Annotated in this window: 19 protein-coding genes; 10 read left to right on the top strand and 9 right to left on the bottom strand. The window is 70.8% G+C overall.

From position 1 onward, the window contains the following. The first annotated feature begins 70 nt into the window (after nt 1–70). The 4 genes from OG226_RS07005 to OG226_RS06990 all read left to right on the top strand — a co-directional run bounded on the left by OG226_RS07005 (nt 71) and on the right by OG226_RS06990 (nt 6,275). Nucleotides 71–3,247: a cytochrome P450 gene (locus OG226_RS07005; protein WP_328675847.1), complete on the top strand. Its 3,177-nt coding sequence runs from the start codon at nt 71–73 to the stop codon at nt 3,245–3,247. Nucleotides 3,248–3,271: 24 nt separating this feature from the next. Continuing rightward, complete coding sequence (locus tag OG226_RS07000; protein WP_328675846.1) at nt 3,272–4,237, top strand: phosphotransferase family protein; 966 nt, start codon at nt 3,272–3,274, stop codon at nt 4,235–4,237. Between the two features lie 66 nt (nt 4,238–4,303). Then, nucleotides 4,304–5,593 carry an ROK family transcriptional regulator gene (locus OG226_RS06995; protein ID WP_328675845.1) on the top strand — a complete coding sequence of 430 codons (1,290 nt, stop codon included), beginning with the start codon at nt 4,304–4,306 and terminating at the stop codon, nt 5,591–5,593. Between the two features lie 31 nt (nt 5,594–5,624). Then, nucleotides 5,625–6,275, top strand: coding sequence for a M15 family metallopeptidase (locus tag OG226_RS06990; RefSeq protein WP_328675844.1), 651 nt, complete (start codon nt 5,625–5,627; stop codon nt 6,273–6,275). A 14-nt stretch (nt 6,276–6,289) separates the two neighbouring features. Here the strand turns inward: OG226_RS06990 and OG226_RS06985 are convergent, their stop codons facing one another. Both OG226_RS06985 and OG226_RS06980 read right to left on the bottom strand, forming a co-directional pair. Further along, a complete protein-coding gene (locus OG226_RS06985; RefSeq protein ID WP_328675843.1) occupies nt 6,290–7,252 on the bottom strand; it encodes an SDR family NAD(P)-dependent oxidoreductase in 963 nt (320 codons plus the stop codon). A gap of 277 nt (nt 7,253–7,529) precedes the next feature. Further along, a complete protein-coding gene (locus OG226_RS06980) occupies nt 7,530–8,552 on the bottom strand; it encodes a PHP domain-containing protein (protein ID WP_328675842.1) in 1,023 nt (340 codons plus the stop codon). 80 nt (nt 8,553–8,632) lie between these two features. Here OG226_RS06980 and OG226_RS06975 point away from each other — a divergent pair, with 80 nt between their 5' ends. Beyond that, nucleotides 8,633–8,869, top strand: a complete 237-nt coding sequence (locus tag OG226_RS06975; RefSeq protein WP_327399413.1) for a hypothetical protein — start codon at nt 8,633–8,635, stop codon at nt 8,867–8,869. Between the two features lie 26 nt (nt 8,870–8,895). On the opposite strand, the gene OG226_RS06970 is transcribed toward OG226_RS06975, so the two are convergent. From OG226_RS06970 to otr(A), 4 genes are all read right to left on the bottom strand, one after another. Then, nucleotides 8,896–10,137, bottom strand: coding sequence for a ricin-type beta-trefoil lectin domain protein (locus OG226_RS06970; RefSeq protein ID WP_328675841.1), 1,242 nt, complete (start codon nt 10,135–10,137; stop codon nt 8,896–8,898). Between the two features lie 132 nt (nt 10,138–10,269). Further along, nucleotides 10,270–10,866: a VanZ family protein gene (locus OG226_RS06965; RefSeq protein ID WP_328675840.1), complete on the bottom strand. Its 597-nt coding sequence runs from the start codon at nt 10,864–10,866 to the stop codon at nt 10,270–10,272. 40 nt (nt 10,867–10,906) lie between these two features. After that, a complete protein-coding gene (locus OG226_RS06960) occupies nt 10,907–11,569 on the bottom strand; it encodes a DUF4230 domain-containing protein (protein ID WP_328675839.1) in 663 nt (220 codons plus the stop codon). A gap of 245 nt (nt 11,570–11,814) precedes the next feature. Further along, a complete protein-coding gene (gene otr(A) / locus OG226_RS06955) occupies nt 11,815–13,674 on the bottom strand; it encodes a tetracycline resistance ribosomal protection protein Otr(A) (protein WP_328675838.1) in 1,860 nt (619 codons plus the stop codon). A 197-nt stretch (nt 13,675–13,871) separates the two neighbouring features. On the opposite strand from otr(A), the gene OG226_RS06950 reads away from it, so the two are divergent. After that, nucleotides 13,872–14,825 (top strand): ribose-phosphate diphosphokinase, encoded by a 954-nt coding sequence (locus OG226_RS06950; RefSeq protein WP_033278914.1) that lies wholly within the window; start codon nt 13,872–13,874, stop codon nt 14,823–14,825. Between the two features lie 55 nt (nt 14,826–14,880). Beyond that, nucleotides 14,881–16,074, top strand: a complete 1,194-nt coding sequence (gene tuf, locus OG226_RS06945; protein ID WP_328675837.1) for an elongation factor Tu — start codon at nt 14,881–14,883, stop codon at nt 16,072–16,074. 45 nt (nt 16,075–16,119) lie between these two features. Here the strand turns inward: tuf and OG226_RS06940 are convergent, their stop codons facing one another. Beyond that, the gene (locus OG226_RS06940) at nt 16,120–16,500 is read right to left on the bottom strand and encodes an anti-sigma factor antagonist (RefSeq protein ID WP_328686245.1); all 381 of its coding nucleotides are present in this window, start codon (nt 16,498–16,500) and stop codon (nt 16,120–16,122) included. Between the two features lie 178 nt (nt 16,501–16,678). Continuing rightward, complete coding sequence (locus tag OG226_RS06935) at nt 16,679–17,140, bottom strand: MarR family winged helix-turn-helix transcriptional regulator (RefSeq protein WP_328675836.1); 462 nt, start codon at nt 17,138–17,140, stop codon at nt 16,679–16,681. 130 nt (nt 17,141–17,270) lie between these two features. On the opposite strand from OG226_RS06935, the gene OG226_RS06930 reads away from it, so the two are divergent. Together OG226_RS06930 and OG226_RS06925 are read left to right on the top strand one after the other, a co-directional pair. Then, nucleotides 17,271–18,725, top strand: coding sequence for an aldehyde dehydrogenase family protein (locus OG226_RS06930; protein WP_328675835.1), 1,455 nt, complete (start codon nt 17,271–17,273; stop codon nt 18,723–18,725). 25 nt (nt 18,726–18,750) lie between these two features. Then, a complete protein-coding gene (locus OG226_RS06925; protein ID WP_328675834.1) occupies nt 18,751–19,857 on the top strand; it encodes an NAD(P)-dependent alcohol dehydrogenase in 1,107 nt (368 codons plus the stop codon). Between the two features lie 13 nt (nt 19,858–19,870). Here OG226_RS06925 and OG226_RS06920 read toward each other — a convergent pair whose 3' ends face one another. Then, nucleotides 19,871–20,821, bottom strand: a complete 951-nt coding sequence (locus OG226_RS06920) for an NADP-dependent oxidoreductase (protein ID WP_328675833.1) — start codon at nt 20,819–20,821, stop codon at nt 19,871–19,873. Between the two features lie 71 nt (nt 20,822–20,892). Here OG226_RS06920 and OG226_RS06915 point away from each other — a divergent pair, with 71 nt between their 5' ends. Then, nucleotides 20,893–21,840, top strand: coding sequence for a GlxA family transcriptional regulator (locus OG226_RS06915; RefSeq protein WP_328675832.1), 948 nt, complete (start codon nt 20,893–20,895; stop codon nt 21,838–21,840). Nucleotides 21,841–21,844 lie beyond the last annotated feature (4 nt).

The raw sequence follows: 21,844 nt of genomic DNA, 5'->3' as shown, positions 1-21,844 counted from the left end.
CGGTCCGCCGGGGCGGGGCGAGCACGCTGGAACGCAGTACTTCCGTACCGCGAAAGGCAGTTGTCGCGCCATGCCCCCCACCGCGCCGCACCCCCAGCCCGTCGACACGCTCCCCGGCGTGCCCGTCGTCGACATCACCGCGACCGGCCCCGGTCGCACCCCGATGCAGCAGATCATGGAACTGATGCGCCGTCACGGACCGGTGTTCGTACGGCGGTTGCACGGGCGGGACTCGCTGTTCGTCAGCGATCTCGACCTGGTGACCGAGCTCGCCGACGAGCGGCGGTTCGCCAAGCACATCGGGCCCGCCCTGGAGAACGTCCGGGCCTTCGCCGCCGACGGCCTCTTCACGGCGTACAACGACGAGCCCAACTGGGCCAAGGCGCACGACATCCTGATGCCCGCGTTCGCGCTCGGCTCGATGCGCACCTACCACCCCGTGATGCTGAAGGTGGCCCGCAGGCTCGTCGAGGCCTGGGACCGCGGCGCCCGTGCCGGGCAGCCCGTCGACGTGCCCGACGACATGACCCGGATGACCCTCGACACCATCGGACTCGCCGGATTTGACTACGACTTCGGGTCGTTCGAGCGCGACGAGCCGCACCCCTTCGTCGAGTCCATGGTGCGCTGCCTGGAGTGGAGCATGACCCGGCCGGCGCGTGTCCCGGGCGAGGATCACTCGGCGGCCGACGCGGCGTTCCGCGCCGACGCCGACCACCTCGCCCAGGTCGTCGACGAGGTCATCGCCGCCCGCACCGGCACCGACCAGGGCGACGCCGAGGATCTGCTCGGGCTCATGCTCAGCGCCGAGCACCCGGTCGACGGCACGACGCTCGACACCGCCAACATCCGCAACCAGGTGATCACTTTCCTGATCGCGGGCCACGAGACGACGTCCGGCGCGATGTCGTTCGCGCTGTACTACCTGGCCAAGCACCCGGCCGCGCTCCAGCTCGTGCAGCGCGAGGTGGACGCGCTGTGGGGCGACACCGCGGACCCGGAACCGACGTACGACGAGGTCGGCCGGCTCACCTACACGCGCCAAGTCCTCAACGAGGCACTGCGGTTGTGGCCCACGGCCGCCGCGTTCAGCCGGCACGCGCTTCAGGACACCGTGCTCGGCGGGCGCGTTCCGCTGCGTGCCGGGCAGGCCGTCACCGTGATCGCGCCGATGCTGCACCGGCAGCCCGGCTGGGGCGACAACCCCGAGCTGTTCGACCCCTCGCGCTTCACGCCCGAGGCCGAGGCGACCCGTTCCGTGCACGCCTTCAAGCCGTTCGGCACCGGTGAACGCGCCTGTATCGGACGGCAGTTCGCCCTGCACGAGGCGACCATGCTGCTCGCGATGCTCGTCCACCGCTACCGGCTGCACGACCACGCGGACTACGAACTCACGGTGAAGGAGACCCTCACCCTCAAGCCCGACGGCTTCACGCTCACCCTCACCCCGCGCACCCCCGCCGACCGCGTGCACACTCCGCTGCCGGGTGCGGTCGAAGCCCCGGCGACTCCTACGGCCGACACCGCCACCCTGCCCGCCCGCGTCCGCCCCGGCACCGCAGCCCTCTTCCTGCACGGCAGCAACTACGGCACCTGCCGCGAGTTCGCCGCCCAACTGGCCGACGAGGCGGCTCTGTCGGGATGCTCGGTGGAAGTCGCGCCGCTGGACGCGTACGCCGACGGACTGCCCACCGACCGGCCCGTCGTCATCGCCTCCGCCTCCTACAACGGCCGCCCCACCGACGACGCCCTCGCCTTCGCCGCCTGGCTGGAGGAGACCCATGACCTCACCGGCGTGACCTACGCCGTCCTCGGCGTCGGCGACCGCAACTGGGCCGCCACCTACCAGCACATGCCGACCCGCATCGACGCCCGCCTCGCCGAACTCGGCGCCACCCGCCTGACCGACCGCGCCGCCGCCGACGCCTCCGGCGATCTCACCGGCGCCGTACGGGAGTTCACGACCCGGCTGCGTACAGCGCTCCTGGAGACGTACGGCGATCCGGACGCCACGCACGTCGGACCCATGGAGGAGATCCCTGCCTACGAGGTCCGCACCCTCACCGGCGGCCACCTGGACGCCCTCGCCGCACGGCACGACCTCGTCCCCATGACCGTCACCGAGGCCCATGACCTGACGGCCCCCGGCCACCCGCGGCGCAAGCGGTTCGTCCGCGTCGCCCTGCCGGACGGGACCGCCTACCGCACCGCCGACCATCTCACCGTCCTGCCCGCGAACGCCCCGGCCCTCGTCGAACGCGCGGCGGCAGCCCTCGGCGTCGACCTCGACACCGTCCTCGACATCCACCCGGCCCGCCCGCGCCGCGACGGCCTCGCGGTCGACCGGCCCGTGACGGTACGTCAACTCCTCACCCATTACGTCGAGTTGCAGGACCGCCCGAGCGCCGGCCAACTGGTCGCGCTGGCCGCCGCCAACCCCTGCCCGCCCGAGCGCACCGCCCTGGCCGCCCTCACCGACGACCCGCGCACCTTCGTCGAACTCGTCGAGGACCACCCGGCGTTGCGCGGCGTCCTGGACTGGCCCACGCTCCTCGATCTGCTCACCCCGCTGCGCCCCCGGCACTACTCGATCTCGTCCTCGCCCGCCGTCGACCCCGGCCACGCGGACCTGATGGTCTCCCTGCTGGAGGCACCGGCCCGTTCGGGCAAGGGCGTCTATCGGGGCACGGGCTCCGGCCACCTCAACACCGTCGCACCCGGCGACACGATCCACGCCCGCGTCCAGCCGTGCCGCGAGGCCTTCCGGATCGACGACTCCACCCCGGTCGTGATGATCGCGGCGGGCACCGGCCTCGCCCCCTTCCGCGGCACCATCGCCGACCGTACGGCCGCCCTCGCCTCCGGTGCCGAACTCGCCTCGGCCCTCTGCTACTTCGGCTGCGACGCCCCCGACGCCGACTACCTCCACGCCGAGGAACTCCGCGCCGCCGAGCGCGCCGGAGCCGTCTCGCTCCGACCGGCCTTCAGCGCGGCCCCGGAGGACGGAGTGGCCTTCGTCCAGCACCGCGTCGCCGCCGAGGCCGACGAGGTGTGGGCCCTGTTGGACGCCGGCGCGCGGGTGTTCGTCTGCGGTGACGGCTCGCGCATGGCACCGGGAGTTCGGGAGGCGTTCCGTACCCTGTACCGGGACCGCACGCCCGGCGCCGACGACGCGGCGGCCGAGCGGTGGCTCGACACACTGATGGCGGACGGGCGTTACGTCGAGGACGTGTACGCCGCCGGCTGACCGAGAGGGAGAGGTGGGCGCACGGTGACGGACTCCTCGGAGCGAGCCCGACAGGTACTCCGCGCGGCGGGCATCCGGCCCGGCGACCTCGCCCACCTCCGCCCCCTCGGCGGCGGCACCTACAACACCGTCGAGGAACTCACCCTCACCGACGGCACCCGCTACGTCCTCAAGACCGCGCCCACCGACCCCGGCCTATCGCACGAGCGCCAACTCCTCGTCTCCGAGGCCGACTTCTACGGCGCCGCCGCCAAGGCCGGGGTGGCGGCGCCGCGCGTGGTGGTCCTCGACGGCGACACCCTCCTGATGACGCTGTGTCCGGGCGACCCCTGGGACGACACCTTCACCGCCCCCGAAATCACCGACCTGCGGACGGAGTTGGGGCGCCAACTCGCCCGGCTGCACGAGATCACCGGCCCCGGCTTCGGCTACCCCTCCGGCGCCCTCGGGCCCCTCGCCCCCGACTGGCGCACCGCGTTCACCACGCTCTACGACGCCGTCCTCGACGACACCCGCCGCTACGAGGCATGGCTGCCGCTCCCCGCCGACGACATCGCCCGCACGGCCCGGTCGGCGTACGCGGCCCTGGACGAGGTCACCGTCCCGTGTGCCGTCCACTTCGACCTGTGGCAGGGCAACATCCTGATCGACCGCACGAACGGAACACCCCGTGTCGGCGGACTCATCGACGGCGAGCGGATGTTCTGGGGCGACCCCCTCGCCGACTTCGTCTCCCTGGCGCTGCTCGGGGACATCAGGAAGGATGAGGCGTTCCTCGCGGGCTACCGTGAAGCGGGCGGGCGGGCCGAGTTCGACCGGTCGGCCGGACTCCGCTACGCGCTCTACCGCAGTTACCTCTACCTGATCATGCTCGCCGAGGCGGTCCCCCGGGAGTTCGGCGACGAAGAGAACCGCTGGCGGCGGGAGAAGGTCGGCCCCGAGCTCCTCGCCGCCCTGGGAGAGATCGACGAGACGGCTTCCACCACGTAGTGTGCATTCCACCGCCCCTTAGTTCAGGGCGTGAATTAAGCGGGTGCGGGGTTCGGAGGGAGCCACATGGCGGGGCGGAACGGGCGCACGGTACGCGACCTCAGGCGGGCCAACCGTACGGCCGTGCTGCAACGGCTGTACTTCGACGGACCCCTCAGCCGCTTCGAACTGGGCCCGGCGACCGGGCTCAGTTCCGGCTCGGTGAGCAATGTCGTCGCGGACCTCGTCGCCGACGGTCTGGTCGAGGAGGCCGGCAGCGTCGACTCCGACGGCGGCCGTCCCCGCACCCTGCTCCAAGTCGCCCCGCGCAGCGGCCACATGATCGGCGTCGACGTCGGCGAGACCCGCGTCCGCGTCGAGGTGTTCGACCTCACACTCACCGAACTCGCCCGCGCCGAACGCCCGTTGGAGCAGCAGCGCTACGAGGTCGAGGTCATCGTCGGCCACATCCGCGACGGCATAGCCGAGGTCCTCGCCGCCGCCGACATCGCACCGGAACAGCTCCTCGGCGTGGGTATCGGCGTCCCCGGCATAGTCGAGCACACCCCGGACCGCGGCGCCGTCGTGCACGGCCAGACGATCGGCTGGGACGCGGTCCCCCTCGAAGAACTGCTCCGCTCCACCTCCCAACTCCCCGACGCCGTCCCGTACTTCATCGACAACGGCGCCAAGACCCTCGGCCAGGCCGAGATGTGGTTCGGCGGCGGGCGCGGTGCGCGCAACGCGATCGTCGTCCTCTTCGGCTCCGGCGTCGGTGCCTGCCTGGTGACCCCCGAGGTGGAGAACGGCCGGGCCGTCGAGTGGGGGCATCTGACCGTACGGGTCCGTGGCCGCCGTTGCCGCTGCGGCGCCCTCGGCTGCCTGGAGGCGTACGCGGGCGCCGAGTCGCTGCTCGACCGCTGGCGCGAGCAGGGCGGACGCCCGCCCGAGGGCACCGACGAGGAGACCGCGATGACCGCGCTGCTGGTCGCCGCCTACCCGCCCGAGGGCATCGAGGCCGACCCCGTCGCGCTCGCCGTCCTGGAGGAGACCGCCGAATACCTCGGCGCCGGCCTGTCCGACCTGATCAACCTCTTCCAGCCCGAGCGCATCCTGATCGGCGGCTGGGCCGGACTCCAGCTCGGCACCCGCTTCCTGCCCGCCGTACGCCATCACGCCACCGCGTACGCGCTGCGCCACCCAGCCGGACGCGTGACCATCGAGCTGGGCCGTCTCGGTCCCGACGCGGTCACCGTCGGCGCCGCGATCCTCCCGCTCGCCGACTTCTTCGCCCGCGGTGGCCGCCGGGCCGAACCCGAAACCGCGGGCCCGCCGCCCGCCTGGCGTACGGCACTGGAGGAACGAGCCCCGCACTGAGGGGACGGGCAGGGTGGGGGATGATCACTCCATGAGCGAGATCATCCTGATGTCCGACGCCCGGGTCGCCGCCATCCCCGTCGAGGAGTGCGGGGAGCCCCTCGTCGACGTGAGCGACGTACTGCTGGTCGACGACCGCAAGAACGACAACGGCGCCGAACTCCACCTGCGCCAGGGCGTGTTGGACCGGCTCCTGGAAGCGGAAGCCCTGCTGCCCGACGGCCTGCGCCTGCTGTTCGTCGAGGGCTACCGGCCGCCGGCCCTCCAGCGCCGCTACTTCGAGGGTTACGGCGACGAGCTGCGCGCCGCCCACCCGGACTGGTCCGCCGACCGCATCCGGTCCGCCGCCAGCCGCTATGTGTCGCCGCCCGAGATCGCCCCGCACTCCGCCGGCGCGGCCGTCGACCTGACCCTCGCCGACGCCGACGGCCGTGAACTCGACATGGGCACCCCGATGAACGCCAACCCGGAGGAGAGCGACGGGGCTTGCTACACCGGCGCCGACAACATCACCGCCGAGGCCGGGGCCAACCGCGCCGTGCTGGGCAAGGCGCTCGGCGCGGTCGGCCTGGTCAACTACCCGACGGAGTGGTGGCATTGGTCGTTCGGAGACCGCTACTGGGCGCTGATGACCGGCGCGCCCGCCGCCCTCTACGGGCCCAAGGATCTCGACCTCTCGTGAGGCCGTGCCCGGAACTATCCGGCAAACGCGTCCACACCGGTTAGATCGGCGGACAGCTTCCACAGCCGGGACGCCTGCTCGGGATCCGTCGCCCAGGACTTGACGCCGATGCGCTCACCGTCGGCGGGGGCGGGTTCGGCGATGTCGCAGTCCTCCAGATAGACACCGCCGAGGCCGTCCAGTTGGGGCGAGGTCGCGGCCCAGACCTGGGTGGCCGCGCCCTGCTCCGGGGTCTTGAAGGCGTCCGGATTCAGCAGGTTGCCGTCCTCATCGATCCAGCCGCGCTCCACCATCTCCTCGGTGGCCAGGTGGCGTTGGAGCGGCGTCAGGATGCCGCCCGGGTGGAGCGCGAAGGCCCGTACGCCGTGGTCGGCGCCCAGCCTGTCGAGGTGGACGCCGAACAGGACGTTCGCGGTCTTCGCCTGCCCGTAGGCCTGCCACTTGTCGTATCCGTGGCTCCACTGGATGTCGTCCCAGCGGATACCGGAGTTGTGGTGGGCGCCGGAGGACACCGAGACCACCCGCGCGCCGCCCGCCGCGATCGCCGGCCACAGCCGGTTGACGAGGGCGAAGTGGCCGAGGTGGTTGGTGGCGAACTGCGCCTCCCAGCCGGGCCCGACCCGGGTCTCCGGGCAGGCCATGATGCCGGCGCTGTCGATCACGAGGTCCACGGTGCGGCCGGAGGCGAGGAAGCGGTCGGCGAAGCCGCGCACGCTCTCCAGGTCGCCGAGGTCCAACTCGTCCAGCTCGACACCGTCGAGTCCGGCCACGGCCTCGCGCGCGGTGTCGGGACGGCGTGCGGGGACGACGACCCGGGCCCCCGCCTTGGCGAGCGCACGGGTGGTCTCCAGGCCGATACCCGAATAGCCGCCGGTGACGACGGCGAGTTTTCCGGTGAGGTCGATGCCCCGCAGGACGTCGTCGGCGGTGCTCTTCGCGCCGAATCCGGAACCGATCTTGTGCTGTGCAGTGGTCATACCGGAACGCTACGAATTGGAGTGCGCTCCAAGTCAAGGATCCAGGTCGAGGAGAAGCCCCGACCGCGACGGGGGAATCACGGCCGGGGCGGCCAAAGGGCGGGCACGGAAGGCGGTCGCCTCGCGGCGAAAGGCTCCACAGGGCTTCAGCCGAACGATCTTCCCTGTGGGCGGAGGTTGAGGCCCGGGGACACTGTTCCCTCCGCACCCACGATCTGTTCAACGGCAAACTACCGGCGAGTGTTCCTGTGCGACCAGCCGCAGGCGGTGATGTGCATCACTTGTCATTGGTCCAGTCCAGTAGTGCGTCCGCCGACCACGTCGTCACCACCCGTTCGGCGGGCACCCCGCACTCCTCCGCCCGCGCGCAGCCGTTGATCTGCCAGTCGAGCTGACCGGGCGCGTGCGCGTCGGTGTCGACCGAGAACAGCACCCCGGCGTCCACGGCCTTGCGCAGCAGCCGCCTCGGCGGGTCGAGGCGCTCCGGACGGCTGTTGATCTCCACGGCCGTACCCGACTCGGCACACGCGGCGAACACCTCGTCCGCGTCGAAGACGGACTCGGGCCGGGGGGCACCCCCGTTCCGCCCGATCAGCAGCCGCCCGGTGCAGTGCCCGAGGATGTCCGCGTACGGATTCCGTACGGCGGCCACCATGCGGCGGGTCATGGCGCGCGCGTCCATGCGCAGCTTCGAGTGCACGGAGACCACGACGACGTCGAGCCGTTCCAGCAGCTCCGGTTCCTGGTCCAGCGAGCCGTCGTCGAGGATGTCGCACTCGATGCCGGTGAGCAGCCGGAAGGGCGCCCAGGTCTCGTTCAGCGCCGCCACCACGTCCAGCTGCTCGCGCAGCCGCTCCGGGGAGAGTCCGTGGGCCACGGTCAGCCGGGGGGAGTGGTCGGTCAGCACCGCCCACTCATGGCCGAGCCCGGCCGCCGTACGGCCCATCTCCTCGATCGGGCTGCCGCCGTCCGACCAGTCGGAGTGGAGGTGGCAGTCGCCGCGCAGCAGCGCCCGCAGTCCTTCGCCGCCGGGGCCGGAGGGGACGGGGGCCTCGGCCTCCAGTTGCTCCAGATAGGCGGGGACCCGCCCGTCCAGGGCCTCGCGGACCACCTGCGCGGTCTTCGGGCCGATGCCCTTGAGGGACTCCAGCGTCCCCGCCGCCGCGCGTTCGGCGACCTCGCCCTCGGGGAGCGCCGCCAGGACCCTGGCCGCCGTACGGAAGGCGCGTACGCGGTAGGTCGGGGCCAGGGAGCGTTCCAGCAGGAAGGCGATCCGGTCCAGCGCCCGCACGGGATCCATCGAGCCTCCTCCCGCGGGCGGTTCCCGGCCGGGAACCGTGGACCGCCCGCGTCCGCGTGATGCGTTCTAGGCTCTATTGCATGACCGAAATGTCCAGCCCGCACATCTCCAGCCCTCGGATCATGGTGCTCAAGGTGCAGCCCGGTACCCCGCCGTTCCGCATCGTGGAGATCGACGGGGAGATGGTCTGCGAGGCCAGAACCCTCACGGACGTCCTGCAGGTCGCGGCCGTGTGCGGCATCACGGTGCATGACCTGGACGACCCGGACGTGATCCGCTGGGTCGGCGGGGACAAACTCACCTGGATGCCGCACTAGGCACTGAACAGCGGGGTTCTACGAGGTCAGCCGACCGTCCACTTCTGGTTGGCGCCACCCGAGCAGGTCCAGATCTGCAGCGGGGTGCCGTTGGCGGAGGTGTTGCCGGTGACGTCCAGGCACTTGTTCGCCTGCGGATTGACGATGTCGTTCGCCGAACTGACGGCCCACTGCTGGGCGGCGGACCCGTTGCAGTCGTAGAGCTGCACCTTGGTGCCGTCCGCGGTGCCGCCGGCGTTCACGTCCAGGCACTTGCCGAGCGCGCGGATCGTGCCGTCCGAGCCGACCGTCCACTGCTGGGCGGCGGATCCGTTGCAGTCGTAGAGCTGTACGGCGGTCCCGTTGGCGGAGTTCGCCCCGTTGACGTCGACGCACTTGCCGGCGAGGCCCTTGATCGCCACCCCGGCGGCGGTGTCGCTCGTGGTCACCGAGACCGAGTCCACCACCAGCTGGGCCGGGAAGGCCGTGGCGCTGTTCGGGTCGCCCGGCCAGTCGCCGCCGACCGCGAGGTTGAGGATCAGGAAGAACGGCTTGTTGAACGCCCAGGTGTTGCCGCCCACGTCGGCGGGGGTGCGGGTCTGGTAGACGACCCCGTCGACCGACCACTTGATCGAGTTGGGGGCCCAGTCGACGGCGAAGGTGTGGAAGGCGTCGGCGAAGGCCTGGCCGCCCGACAGTGTGTAGCCGGCGCCTATCCCGTTGGCGCCGGAGTAGCCGGGGCCGTGGATGGTGCCGTGGATCGTGGAGGGTTCGAAGCCGACGTTCTCCATGACGTCGATCTCACCGGAGTTGGGCCAGCCGACCGACCCGATGTCGGTGCCGAGCATCCAGAACGCGGGCCACATGCCTTGCCCGCGCGGGATCTTCATCCGGGCCTCGACATGTCCGTACTGCGCGCTGAACTTCCCGGAGGTGTTCATCCGCGCCGAGGTGTACTGGCACGTCCCGTACCAGCACTGATAGTTGGCCGGGTTCTCCTTCTTGGCCGTGATCACCAGGTGGCCCTGGCCGTCCAGGGACGCGTTGTTGGTGCCGGACGTGTAGTACTCGCGCTCGTGGTTGTTGACGTTGTCGCCCGTCTCCTGCGTCCACTTCGAGGAGTTGACCGCAGAACCGGCGGCCCCGTCGAAGGTGTCGGAGAACGTGACGGCGTCGGCCTGGGCGTCCGACGTGGAAGCCGCCTGCGCCGGACCGATCGCGGCGGACGCGACCAGTGCGGCGGACAGGGCGGCGAAGAGGCATCTGCGGAGTACGCGTGGGGAGGCCACGGCATTCCCTTCTGTACGGCGGACGTGGGGACCGACACGCCGACTGAGGTGGGGGGTGAAAGCGTCGCCTCTTGATTTAAGGAGTGAGATAAGGAGAGCGTCAATACCTTGGTACGGACCAGTAGTTGATCGTTACGACGTGGCCTTCGGCGCTTTGGACGCCTTCGATGCCTTTGGTGTCCTGGCCGCCTTCACGACGGGCTTCCGCGCGTGCACCGCCCGGCCCAGCCGGCGCCCCAGCAGGACCCAACCGATCAGCGCGCCCGAGGTGTTGAGGATGACGTCGTCGATGTCGAAGGCCCGCCCGGTGATCAACGCGCCCTGCGCGAACTCCACCAGGAGCATGACGGTCGCCGTCAGCAGCAGCACCTTCAGGATGCCGCGTGCCCGTGGCGCGAACACGGGCACCAGCACGCCGAAGGGGATACCGAGGACGATGTTCCCGCCGATCTGCTTGATGGCGTCCCGCATGGCCGGCTGGTCGAGGTAGGCCTTCAGGGAGCGGCCCGGGTGCAGATTGGTGTGCACGAGGGCCTTGGACGCGGGGGACGGCTCCAGCGTGAGCTTGGCCAGTACGACGGCGAACCCCACCATGAGGACGAACCCGATCAGCATCGCCAACACACGCACGGGGAGGGACATTCGGTGGCGTCCGCGGTCGGGTCGGGCCGGCTTCGACTCGGGCTCCGCCTTCTTGTTGGTGCGCAGGCGCGGGACGGTACGGGCCATGCGGTGGGCCTCCAGCTTTCGATGGTTCAGCAGCGCCCGGTCAGGCGCTGTACGAGATGTTCACGGTCTTGAAGCCGAGCGAACCGAGGAGACCCTTGAGCATGCTGGTGGTGTTCGTCTCGGCACGCGTGGTCAGCCCGCTGGTCTTCGCCGCCTCGGCGATGTGCTTGGCGGCGAGCTTCTGCACGGCCTGCTCGCCGTTGGGGTTGTCGGAGAAGATGTCGCCCAGGCGGTCCAGCAGGCCCCGCTGCTTGGAGACCGTGTAGGAGTGGTCCGGGTCCAGTGCCGGCTTGCCGAGGGTCGCCTTCGGCAGCTTGATGCTGGCCGTCGTGCGGTCGGCGTTGACCGTCACGTCCTGCTTGCCCAGCTTGCCGAGGTCGACATAGCCCTCCACGGTGCCCGCGCCGACGTACAGCGTGCGGGTGCCGCGGATCGCGTCGGGCAGGAACTTGGCGTCCTTCTCCAGATCCACGACGACCTGGAAGTTGCCGGAGGCCGCGTCGTAACGGCTCATGTCCTGGATGGACTTGAGCAGCGCCGGACCCGAATTGTCGTGGGTCTCGGTGCCGAAGATGTCCCGCAGGCCCGGGAGCACGGCCAGCCGGAGTCCGGCGAACAGCACGGCGATCACAACGACGACGGCGGTGAGCACCTTCGCCCAGCCCGGCATCCGCCGGGGTATACGGCTGATGGAAGTCGTCATGGGGACGGCCCTCCCTTCCTCGGTATGCGCATGCCCCCCAAATGCCCTGTCAGACAGACCTGTTGGTCGATTGGTCCATCTGACGGAGGCACGGAGGGCGCACAGGGGTGAAAAGTCACGGTTGCGGCCCGCCGGCAGTCCCGGCCGGCCGCAGACAGCATTTCCCGGCCGCTTCACCTCATGCGTCCCGTGACCTTTCCGGAGCACGGTCCGGTCCGTCTTGTGACACTGGCCGGTAACACCCTTCAGTGCGGCCGTAGTTCACGGTCTCCCGACGGCCGTGACCACCACATTCCCTCCCCGTGCGTGAGCCCGGGAAGGGCCAGTTCCACGTCCCGCACCCGGCGGGCCGGCAGCTCGCCGGTGATCAGCCAGCTGCCGAGGCCACCCGTCGTCCCGGCGAACTCGGCGCGGCAGGAGGCGAGATGAGCGGTCACCGGGGCGAGCGCGTCCAGCGGGACCTCCGTCTCGAACGTGACGTACGGCTCGTACAGCCGCGTCCGCGCCAGCCGCAGCGCCCGGCGCAGCACGATCGGGGTGAGACCGCGGAAGTCCGCCGCCGTGCTGAGCGGGGCCGCGTACCCCGAGCGCGTCAGGGTGACCCGGTAGTCCGTCACGGGCGCGCCCTCCAGCCCGCTGAGCAGGGTCGCGTGCACCGTGTCCTCGATGGCCTGGTGGAACGCCCTTGGGAGTGCGCCGAGTTCGGTCTCGTAGCCGAAGACCCCGCCGGAGCCGCGCTCCGCCGGCTCCACGCGCAGCCCGATCGTCGCCCAGTAGTGGGTGTGGTCGTGCCACGGGAACTCGTCGCAGGCCTCACCGGTCCCGGCCGGGCGTTCCAGCAACCGCACCCGGCTCGGCTCGAAGTCGGCCTCGATTCCGAAGTCCTGCACGAGAGTCGCCGCGACGACCTCCTTCTGGACCTCGCCGTACAGGAGCAGCACGGTCGCCCCGGACGCGGCCGGCCGCGCGTGCAGCAACGGGTCCTGGTCGGCCAGCGCGAGCAGCGCCGAGCGCAGCGCCGCCGCCTGCTCGGGCCGCCGCGCCCGTACGACCGTCTCCAGCGTCGGCGGCGCGAACTGCGGTGCCCGCGCGGTGAGTTCACCGAGCCGGTCACCGACCCGGATGTCCTTCGGGCCGGTCAGCGCCCCGATGTTCCCGGCGGTGAGCGGCCCCGGGCGGCCGATGACATCGAGCCGCGTGACCCGTCCGGAGACCTCGACCGTCCGGCCGTCCGCCCCGTGACGACGGAACGTGAGCCGCTCCTGCGGGGCCACCTCACCGTCGTAGAGCCGCAGATACGCCGTCCGTTCGCGGCCCGGTCCGGGGCGTACCGCGAAGACCGTGCCCCTCGGGGTGTCTGAGCCGGTGGGTGTGGGTGGGATCAGCCGGACCAGGTGGTCGACGAGGGCGGTGACGCCCTGGCCGCCGAGGGCCGAGCCGTGGAACAGGGGGTGGATCGAGCCGTCGGCCGTGCGGGCGGCCAGGGACGTGCGCAGGTCGTCCGGGGTGGGGTGGGGGCCGTCGACGACGGCCGCGAGGATGTCCGGGTCGACCTCGGCGAGGGCCTCGGCCAGGTCCGGGTCGGCGGGCGGGCGGGGGCGTACGCGTGCCGCGGGTGTGCCGAGGCCGGTCACGTCCGTCAGCGGTACGACGTGCGGGGTCAGCCGGCGGCGGATGTCCGTGAGGAGGTCCTCGGCGCGGGCGCCCGCCCGGTCGATCTTGTTGACGAAGACGAGCGTGGGCAGCCGTAGCCGACGCAGGGTCCGCATCAGGACGCGGGTCTGCGCCTGGACGCCCTCCACGGCGGAGAGCAGCAGGACCGCGCCGTCGAGCACCTCCAGGGCGCGCTCGACCTCCGCGATGAAGTCCGAGTGGCCCGGAGTGTCGATCAGGTTGACCTGGGTGTCGCCGGACGTGAACGCGGCGACGGCCGAGCGGATGGTGATCCCGCGCTGCCGCTCGATCGCGCCGTCGTCCGTACGGGTGTCACCCGCGTCGACGCTGCCGAGCCGCTCGATCGCGCCGTGGTCGAACAGCAGCCGCTCGGTGAGGCTGGTCTTACCGGCGTCGACGTGGGCCAGAATTCCGATGTTCAGGGTGTGCATGCGTGGTCGAGTCCTCAAGAACCGTCGTCCGGTGGGCAGGGCGGTGGATTCCGAGGAGTCGGCGCATCTGGGGCTCCTGACATGCGAGGGAGTACGGGCGCCGCCATCATGGCCCACAGGAGTGGGCGGTACGCAAGCCGTTTTCGCGGGTCAGTAGCATGAGGCACGGCCGGGAATGATCATGCGAGGAGCAGATCGTGCGAGACATCGCCGTGTTCAGCGGGAGTGCCCATCCCGAGTTGGCCAGGGAGGTCTGCGCGCATCTCGACGTACCGCTCAGCCCCACCCGGGTCAGCCGGTTCGCCAACGACTGCCTGGAGGTACAGCTCCAGGCCAACTGCCGGGAACGGGACGTCTTCCTGATCCAGCCGCTGGTCAAGCCGGTCCAGGAGAACCTCGTGGAGCTGCTGCTGATGTGCGACGCGGCACGCGGTGCCTCCGCCGGGCGGATCACCGTCGTCATGCCGCACTACTCGTACGCCCGCTCCGACAAGAAGGACGCCCCCCGGATCTCGCTCGGCGGCCGGCTCGTCGCCGACCTGATGGTGGCGGCGGGCGCGAGCCGCGTGCTGGCGATGACCCTGCACTCGCCGCAGGTGCACGGCTTCTTCTCGGTGCCGGTCGACCATCTGCACGCGCTGCGTGAACTGGCCGCGCATTTCCGGCAGTACGACCTCTCCCGCACCACCGTCGTCTCCCCGGACCTCGGCAACGCCAAGGAGGCCGCCGCGTTCGCCCGGCTGATCGGCGCCCAGGTGGCCGCCGGCGCCAAGCAGCGGTACGCCGACGACCGGGTCGTCATCAGCTCCGTCATCGGTGACATCGCCGACCGGGACGTCATCGTCCTGGACGACGAGATCGCCAAGGGCAGCACCGTCCTCGAACTCCTGGACCGGCTGCGGGACTTGGGGCCGCGCTCGATCCGAGTCGCCTGTACGCACGGCCTGTTCGCGGCGGGCGCGCTCAAGCGGATCGGCGAGCAGCCCGACGTACTGGAGATCGTCTGCACCAACACGGTGCCGGTGCCCGAGGAGGAGCGCACCGAGAAGCTGCGCATCCTGTCCATCGCCCCCGCGCTCGCCGAGGCCGTACGCCGCATTCACAACGGCGAGTCCGTCAGCGCCCTGTTCGACGCGCCGCCGAACGAATAGACATGAGGGGACGGAGCAACGCTCGGCAGCACCGAGGTGATCAGGAGGACTCGCCGTGGCGAAGGCGAAGTTCGAGCGGACCAAACCCCATGTGAACGTCGGCACCATCGGGCACATCGACCACGGCAAGACCACCCTCACAGCGGCCATCACGAAGGTGCTGCACGACCGGTTCCCCGACCTCAACCCCTTCACGCCGTTCGACCAGATCGACAAGGCGCCCGAGGAACGGCAGCGCGGCATCACGATCTCGATCGCACACGTCGAGTACCAGACCGAACACCGGCACTACGCGCACGTCGACTGCCCCGGGCACGCCGACTACATCAAGAACATGATCACCGGCGCCGCCCAGATGGACGGCGCGATCCTCGTCGTCGCGGCCACCGACGGACCCATGCCGCAGACCAAGGAACACGTCCTGCTGGCCCGGCAGGTCGGCGTCCCGTACATCGTCGTCGCCCTCAACAAGACGGACATGGTCGACGACGAGGAGATCCTGGAACTGGTCGAGCTGGAGGTGCGGGAGCTGCTCACCGAGTACGAGTTCCCCGGCGACGACCTCCCGGTCATCAAGGTTTCCGCGCTCAGGGCCCTCGAAGGCGACCCGCAGTGGACCGCCTCGGTGCTCGAACTCCTCGCCGCCGTCGACGAGTTCGTGCCGCAGCCGGTACGGGACGTGGACCGGCCGTTCCTGTTGCCGATCGAGGACGTCTTCACCATCACCGGGCGGGGCACGGTCGTCACCGGCCGGATCGAGCGCGGCGTCCTGAAGGTCAACAACGAGGTGGAGATCATCGGCATCCACCCGCAGAAGACCCGGACGACCGTCACCGGCATCGAGATGTTCCGCAAACTCCTCGACGAGGGCCGGGCCGGCGAGAACGTCGGACTGCTGCTGCGCGGGGTCAAGCGCGAGGACGTGGAGCGCGGCCAGGTCGTCATCAAGCCCGGATCGGTCACCCCGCACACGGAGTTCGAGGCCCGCGCCTACATCCTGTCGAAGGACGAGGGCGGCCGGCACACGCCCTTCTTCCACAACTACCGCCCGCAGTTCTACTTCCGCACGACGGACGTGACCGGAGTGGTGACCCTGCCGAAGGGCACCGAGATGGTCATGCCGGGCGACAACACGACCATGCACGTCGAGCTGATCCAACCCATCGCGATGGAGGAGGGGTTGAAGTTCGCGATCCGGGAGGGCGGGCGGACCGTGGGGGCCGGTCAGGTCACCAAGATCCTCAAGTAGCCCTGCCCGCACGGGAGTTCGCGGAAGAGCGCGGCGGATCGCCGCTCACAGCGTGCCGGACGTGGCCTCGGGTTGCTCCAGGGCCGCGTCCAGCGTCGGCTGCGGCGGCAGCAGCCGGTTGAGCCCGGTGACCCGCAGGATGCGCAGGGTCAGCGGGTGGGTGCAGACGAGACGCAGCCGCCCGTCGCGCTCCAACACCCGCTGCCGCGCCCGGAACAGCAGGCGCAGCCCCGAGCAGTCGAAGAACTCGACCTGCCGCAGGTCGATCACGATCCGCGCGCGGGGCCGTGCCGTCACCCGGTCCAGATACGGCTGGATCTCCGTCGCCGCGGCGATGTCGATCTCCCCGCGGAACTCCAGGACCGTGAACCCGCGGTCCCGGTGGATCCGGAGATGCCGGGTCAGCGGCGCGGGTTCCTGCTGCACGTCCACTTCGCCTCCAACCGGCCCTCGGTGAAGCGGGGTTGAGCGTAGAAGCGCTCCCCGCCCTGCAAGTTACCCTCGATGGAGTGAATTTGAGCATGTTCGATTGACATATGTCTTCGAATCGAGCCAGAGCTTTCTGTGATGTGCGCGGCAGCCACGCACCGGCGCACGCCCCGGCCTACGACAGCGCGTGCCACGCCTTGGAAAGTGCCAGGCGGAACTGCTCGCTCTGGTGCCCCGTGAGCTCGCGCACCATCCGCTCCTCCAGCTCCCGCACCGGCCCGGCGCACCCCGTCAGCAGCTCCCGCCCCTCCTCGGTCAGCAGGATCAGCAGCTCGCGACGGTTCCGCGGATTGCGCTCCCGGCGGATCAGCCCGCGCCCCTCCAGGGAGCGCACGAGGTCGGCGATGGACTGCGCGGTGACGAAGGAGTCCCGGGCGAGCTGCGCCGCCGACAGGCCGTCGTGTCGCTCCAGGACCGTGAGCGCGGTGTACTGGAGTGCGGTGATCCGGTACGGCCTGACCAGCTCGTCCAGGCGTGAGCGGACGACCAGCTCCACCTGCTTGACCATGTACAGCAGGGATGGGGGTGCCTTTGTCGCGTGGGTGCCGACAAGGGGTTCAACCAGGGGTTCAGCCATGGACTCACCCTAGAGCATTGACAGGAAACCTGTCTGTAACGAGACTGCGGACCAGACGAGTAACCAACAGGAATCCTGTTGATTGAAATCTTGGCAACGATAGTCCTGGCAACGATGCTGAGGAGTGGCGATGACCGCCTTCGAGATCGAACCCGGCCGCCTGTTCGTCGGGGGCCAGTGGCGTGAGGCCGCCGACGGAGCGCGCACCGAGGTGGTCGACCCGTCCCGGGGACGGGTCGTCACCACGGTCGCGGAGGCGGGCCCCGCCGATGTGGACGCCGCCGTCCGCGCCGCCCGCGAGGCCTTCGACAGCGGCCACTGGTCCGGGCTCAGCGGCCGCGAACGCGGCCGGATCCTGCACCGTGTCGCCGAGCTGATCCGTGAGAACGCCGACGAACTCGCCCGGCTGGAGAGCCTGGACGTGGGCAAACCCATCACCCTGTGCCACGCCGTCGACGTCACCAACGCGGCCAACGACTACGAGCACTACGCCGCCCTCGCCTTCTCCCTCGACGGCTCGACCCGCGACACCCCGCTCAACGCCCTCGCCTACACCAAGCGTGAGCCACTCGGCGTGGTCGCCGCGATCACCCCCTTCAACTTCCCGCTGATTCTGGCCGGTTCGAAACTCGCCCCCGCCCTCGCGGCCGGCAACACCGTGGTCCACAAGCCCGCCGACGAGACCCCGCTCAGCGCCCTCTACATGGCCGGACTGCTCCAGCGGGCCGGCGTCCCGGACGGCGTCGTCAACGTCGTCACCGGTGCGGGCCCGGTCGCCGGCGAGGCCCTGCTGCGACACACCGGCGTCGACAAGATCGCCTTCACCGGCTCCACCGCGGTCGGCCGGCACGCCGCGAGCGTCGCCGGCGAGAACCTCAAGCCCGTGACCATGGAACTCGGCGGCAACGCGGCCCACCTCGTGTTCGAGGACGCCGACCTGGAGAAAGCCGTCGGCGCGGTCATCAAGGGATTCGTCTTCAACACCGGCCAGTTCTGCATGGGCGGCCCCCGCCTGCTGGTCGCGCGCCCCGTCTACAGCACCCTCCTCAACATCCTCGCCGACGCCGTCCCCGGCGTACCGCTCGGCGACCCCCGGCTGCCCGAGACCGTCGTCGGCCCGATGGCGGGGGAGCGGCACCTGCGGAAGGTCGAGGAGTACGTCGACCTCGCGCGCAAGGAGGGCGCCCGCATCGTCTGCGGCGGCGAACGGCTCGACCTGGACGGCGGCTACTACTACAAGCCCACCGTCATCGCCGACCTCGCCGACGACTCCCGGGTGATCCAGGAGGAGATCTTCGGCCCGGTCCTCACCGTGCAGCCCTTCGACACCGAGGACGAGGCCGTCGAACTCGCCAACTCCACGCCCTACGGCCTGGCTTCGGGCATCCAGACCGGCAACCTCGCCCGCGCCCACCGCATCGCCGACCGGCTCCAGGCGGGCATCGTCTGGATCAACGACTGGGCGATGCTCGACCCCAACGTCCCCTTCGGCGGCGTCAAGGACTCCGGCTTCGGCCGCGAGTACGGCCCCGAGGGCCTCGCCGCCTACACCCGGACCAAGTCCGTCGTCGTCTCCCTCGACTGACCACGCCCACCTAGGAGTTCGTACGATGTCCACCACCACGCGCGCGGCCGTCGTCGAGTCGGGCGGCGCGCCCTTCACCCTCACCGCCGTCGAACTGGCCGAGCCGGGCCCGCACGAGGTGCTGGTCCGGGTCGTCGCAACCGGCCTGTGCCACACCGACCTTGGCGCGGCGAGCGGCGGACTGCCCTTTCCGCTCCCCGGAGTTCTCGGTCATGAGGGCGCCGGTGTCGTCGAGGAGGTCGGCTCGGCCGTCACCGGTGTCGTACCCGGCGACCACGTCGTCCTGTCCTTCACGTCCTGCGGCGACTGCCGCAACTGCCGGGGCGGGCACCCCGCCTACTGCGCGACCTGGCTGCCGCTGAACCTCATCGGCGGCCGACGGGCCGACGGCAGCAGCACCATCAGCCGCGACGGCGAGCCCCTCGGCGGGCACTTCTTCGGCCAATCCTCTTTCGCCGAACGGGCGTTGGTCGACGAGCGCAGTCTGGTGAAGGTCGACCCGGACGTGCCGCTGGAGTCGATCGCGCCGCTGGGCTGCGGAGTTCAGACCGGTGTGGGCGCCGTCTGGAACGTTCTCAAGCCCCGACTCGGCGACACGATCGTGGTGCTCGGCGCCGGAGCCGTCGGCCTGTCCGCGGTGATGGCCGCCGCGCTCACCCCGGCCACCCGGATCATCGCCGTCGACCGGGTCGCCGAACGCCTTTCGCTGGCAGAGGAGTTGGGAGCCACCCACACCGTCAACGCGGGTGCGGCCGACCTCGGTGAGACCCTCGCGGTGCTGACCGACGGCCGGGGAGCCGACGGCGTCGTCGAGACGACCGGCAACGTCGGAGTCCTCCGCCAGGGCGCCGACGCGCTCGCCGCCCGGGGCACCCTGGTCGTCGTGGGGGCACCGCCGTTCGGCAGTGAAGTCGCCCTGGACGTCAACGGGTTGCTCCCCGGGAAGCGGATCGTGGGTCTCACCCTCGGCGACAGCGAGACGCAGCGTTTCATCCCCGCGCTCGTCCAACTGGTCAAGGAGGGGCGGCTGCCGCTGCACCGCCTGATCACCACATATCCGTTCGCGGACATCGACCAGGCGGTGCGGGACATGAGCGCGGGCAAGGCGATCAAGCCGGTGCTCACCTTCTGACCTGTTCGGTCGGTCAGTCGACCGTCAGCACCAGCTTGCCCGCGGTGCGGCCGGTGCCGCCGAGCGCGTGTGCCTCGGCGGCATCGGCCAGCGGGAACGTCCCGGCGATCGTCGCGCGCAGCTTGCCCGCCTCGACGAGTTCCGCGATCGACCGCATGTCGGCGCGGTCGGCGTCGACGAGCATCCGGACCGCCCGGACACCGAGCCGCTCGGCCTCCTCGTAGAAGTCAGGCTTGCCCATCGGCACGATGGAGACCACGATCCCGCCGGGACGCAGCACCCGCAGCGACTTGAGCGCGGTCTCGCCGCCGAGCATGTCGAGGACGACGTCGACGTCCTTCACGGCCTCGCTGAAGTCGGTCTCCCGGTAGTCGATCACCTCGTCTGCGCCGAGTTCGCGCAGGAAGTCGTGCTTGGCCGCGCTCGCCGTGCCGATCACATGGGCGCCGCGCGCCTTGGCGATCTGCACGGCCACATGTCCGACCCCGCCGGCCGCCGCGTGGATCAACACCCGCTGTCCCGGCTGGACTTCGGCGTTCTCCACCAGCGCCTGCCACGCGGTCAGCGAGACCAGGGGCAGCGCGCCCGCCTGGACGTGGTCGATCCCGGCCGGCTTGTGGACGAAGGCGCGGGCCGGGGCGGCGACGTACTCGGCGTGTGAGCCGTGGCCCCACGGGTAGGACAGCATCCCGAAGACCTCGTCGCCGGGTGCGAGACGGGCGACACCGACGCCGACGGCCTCCACGACGCCGGAGACGTCCCAGCCGAGGGTGAACGGCGGCTCGCCGAGGAAGCCCCCCGTGGCCCGGTGCTTCCAGTCGGTGGGGTTGACTCCGGCGGCCCGCACCTTGATCAGGATCTCGTTGGCGCGCGGCGCGGGTCGCTCGACCTCGGCGACTTCGAGGACCTCGGGACCGCCGAGGACTTTCTGGGTGATGACGCGCATGGTGTTCACAGTGCTCATGGTCAGTCAGCCTGCCGGGTCCCGCACGACAAGGAAATGGCACGATGGCCAACCTTCGATAGGATCGTGCCATGCTGCATGTGGAACGGGTCGTGGTCCTGGCGCTCGACGGCGTCTACCCCTTCGAGCTGGGCATCCCCAGCCGTATCTTCGGCGCCGCCGACGGCCACTACGAGGTGCTGACCTGCACGGTCGACGGCCGTCCGGTGCGCACCAACGCCGACTTCTCGGTCGCGGTGGAGCACGGACCCGAGATCCTCGAAACGGCGGACACGGTCGTGGTCGCCTCCATGGCGACCCCGCGCATCCCCACCGGGCTGCCCACCGAGATCGCCGCCGCCCTCGCCCGGATCCGCCCGGATGCGCGGATCGTCTCGATCTGTACGGCCGCCTTCGTGCTCGCCGCCGCCGGTCTCCTCGACGGCCGCCGCGCCACCACCCACTGGCAGGTCGTCGACCGCTTCCGGGCCCTGTATCCGCAGGTCGACCTGGACCCGGACGTGCTGTTCGTGCAGGACGGCCGGATCCTCACCTCCGCGGGCGCGGCCTCCGGCGTCGACATCTGCCTGCACATCGTGCGCACGGACCACGGCAGCGAACTCGCCAACAAGGTCGCCCGCAGCTGCGTCGTCCCGCCGTTCCGCGACGGCGGCCAGGCCCAGTACATCCAGCAGCCGGTGCCCGACTGCGGGGTCACCAGCACGGCCGCCACCCGCGACTGGGCCCTGACCCGGCTCGACGAACCGCTCGCCCTGACCGACCTCGCCCGGCACGCCGGGATGAGCCTGCGCACCTTCGCCCGCCGTTTCAACGACGAGGTGGGCCTCAGCCCCGGCCGCTGGCTGATCCAGCAGCGGGTCGCCCACGCCCGCGACCTCCTGGAGGCCAGCGACCTCTCGGTCGACCAGATCGCCGGCCGCGTCGGCTTCGCCACGGGCGCGTCCCTGCGGCAGCACCTGCACGCGGCGATCGGGGTCTCCCCGCAGGCGTACCGCCGTACGTTCCAAGAAGCTCGCTGAACCC

Origin of the sequence: Streptomyces sp. NBC_01261 (assembly GCF_036226385.1) — a bacterium.
In the GTDB taxonomy this organism is placed as follows: Bacteria; Actinomycetota; Actinomycetes; order Streptomycetales; family Streptomycetaceae; genus Streptomyces.
The sequence above is the reverse complement of the archived record's forward strand: the minus strand, read 5'-3'. Positions and strand labels throughout refer to the sequence as shown.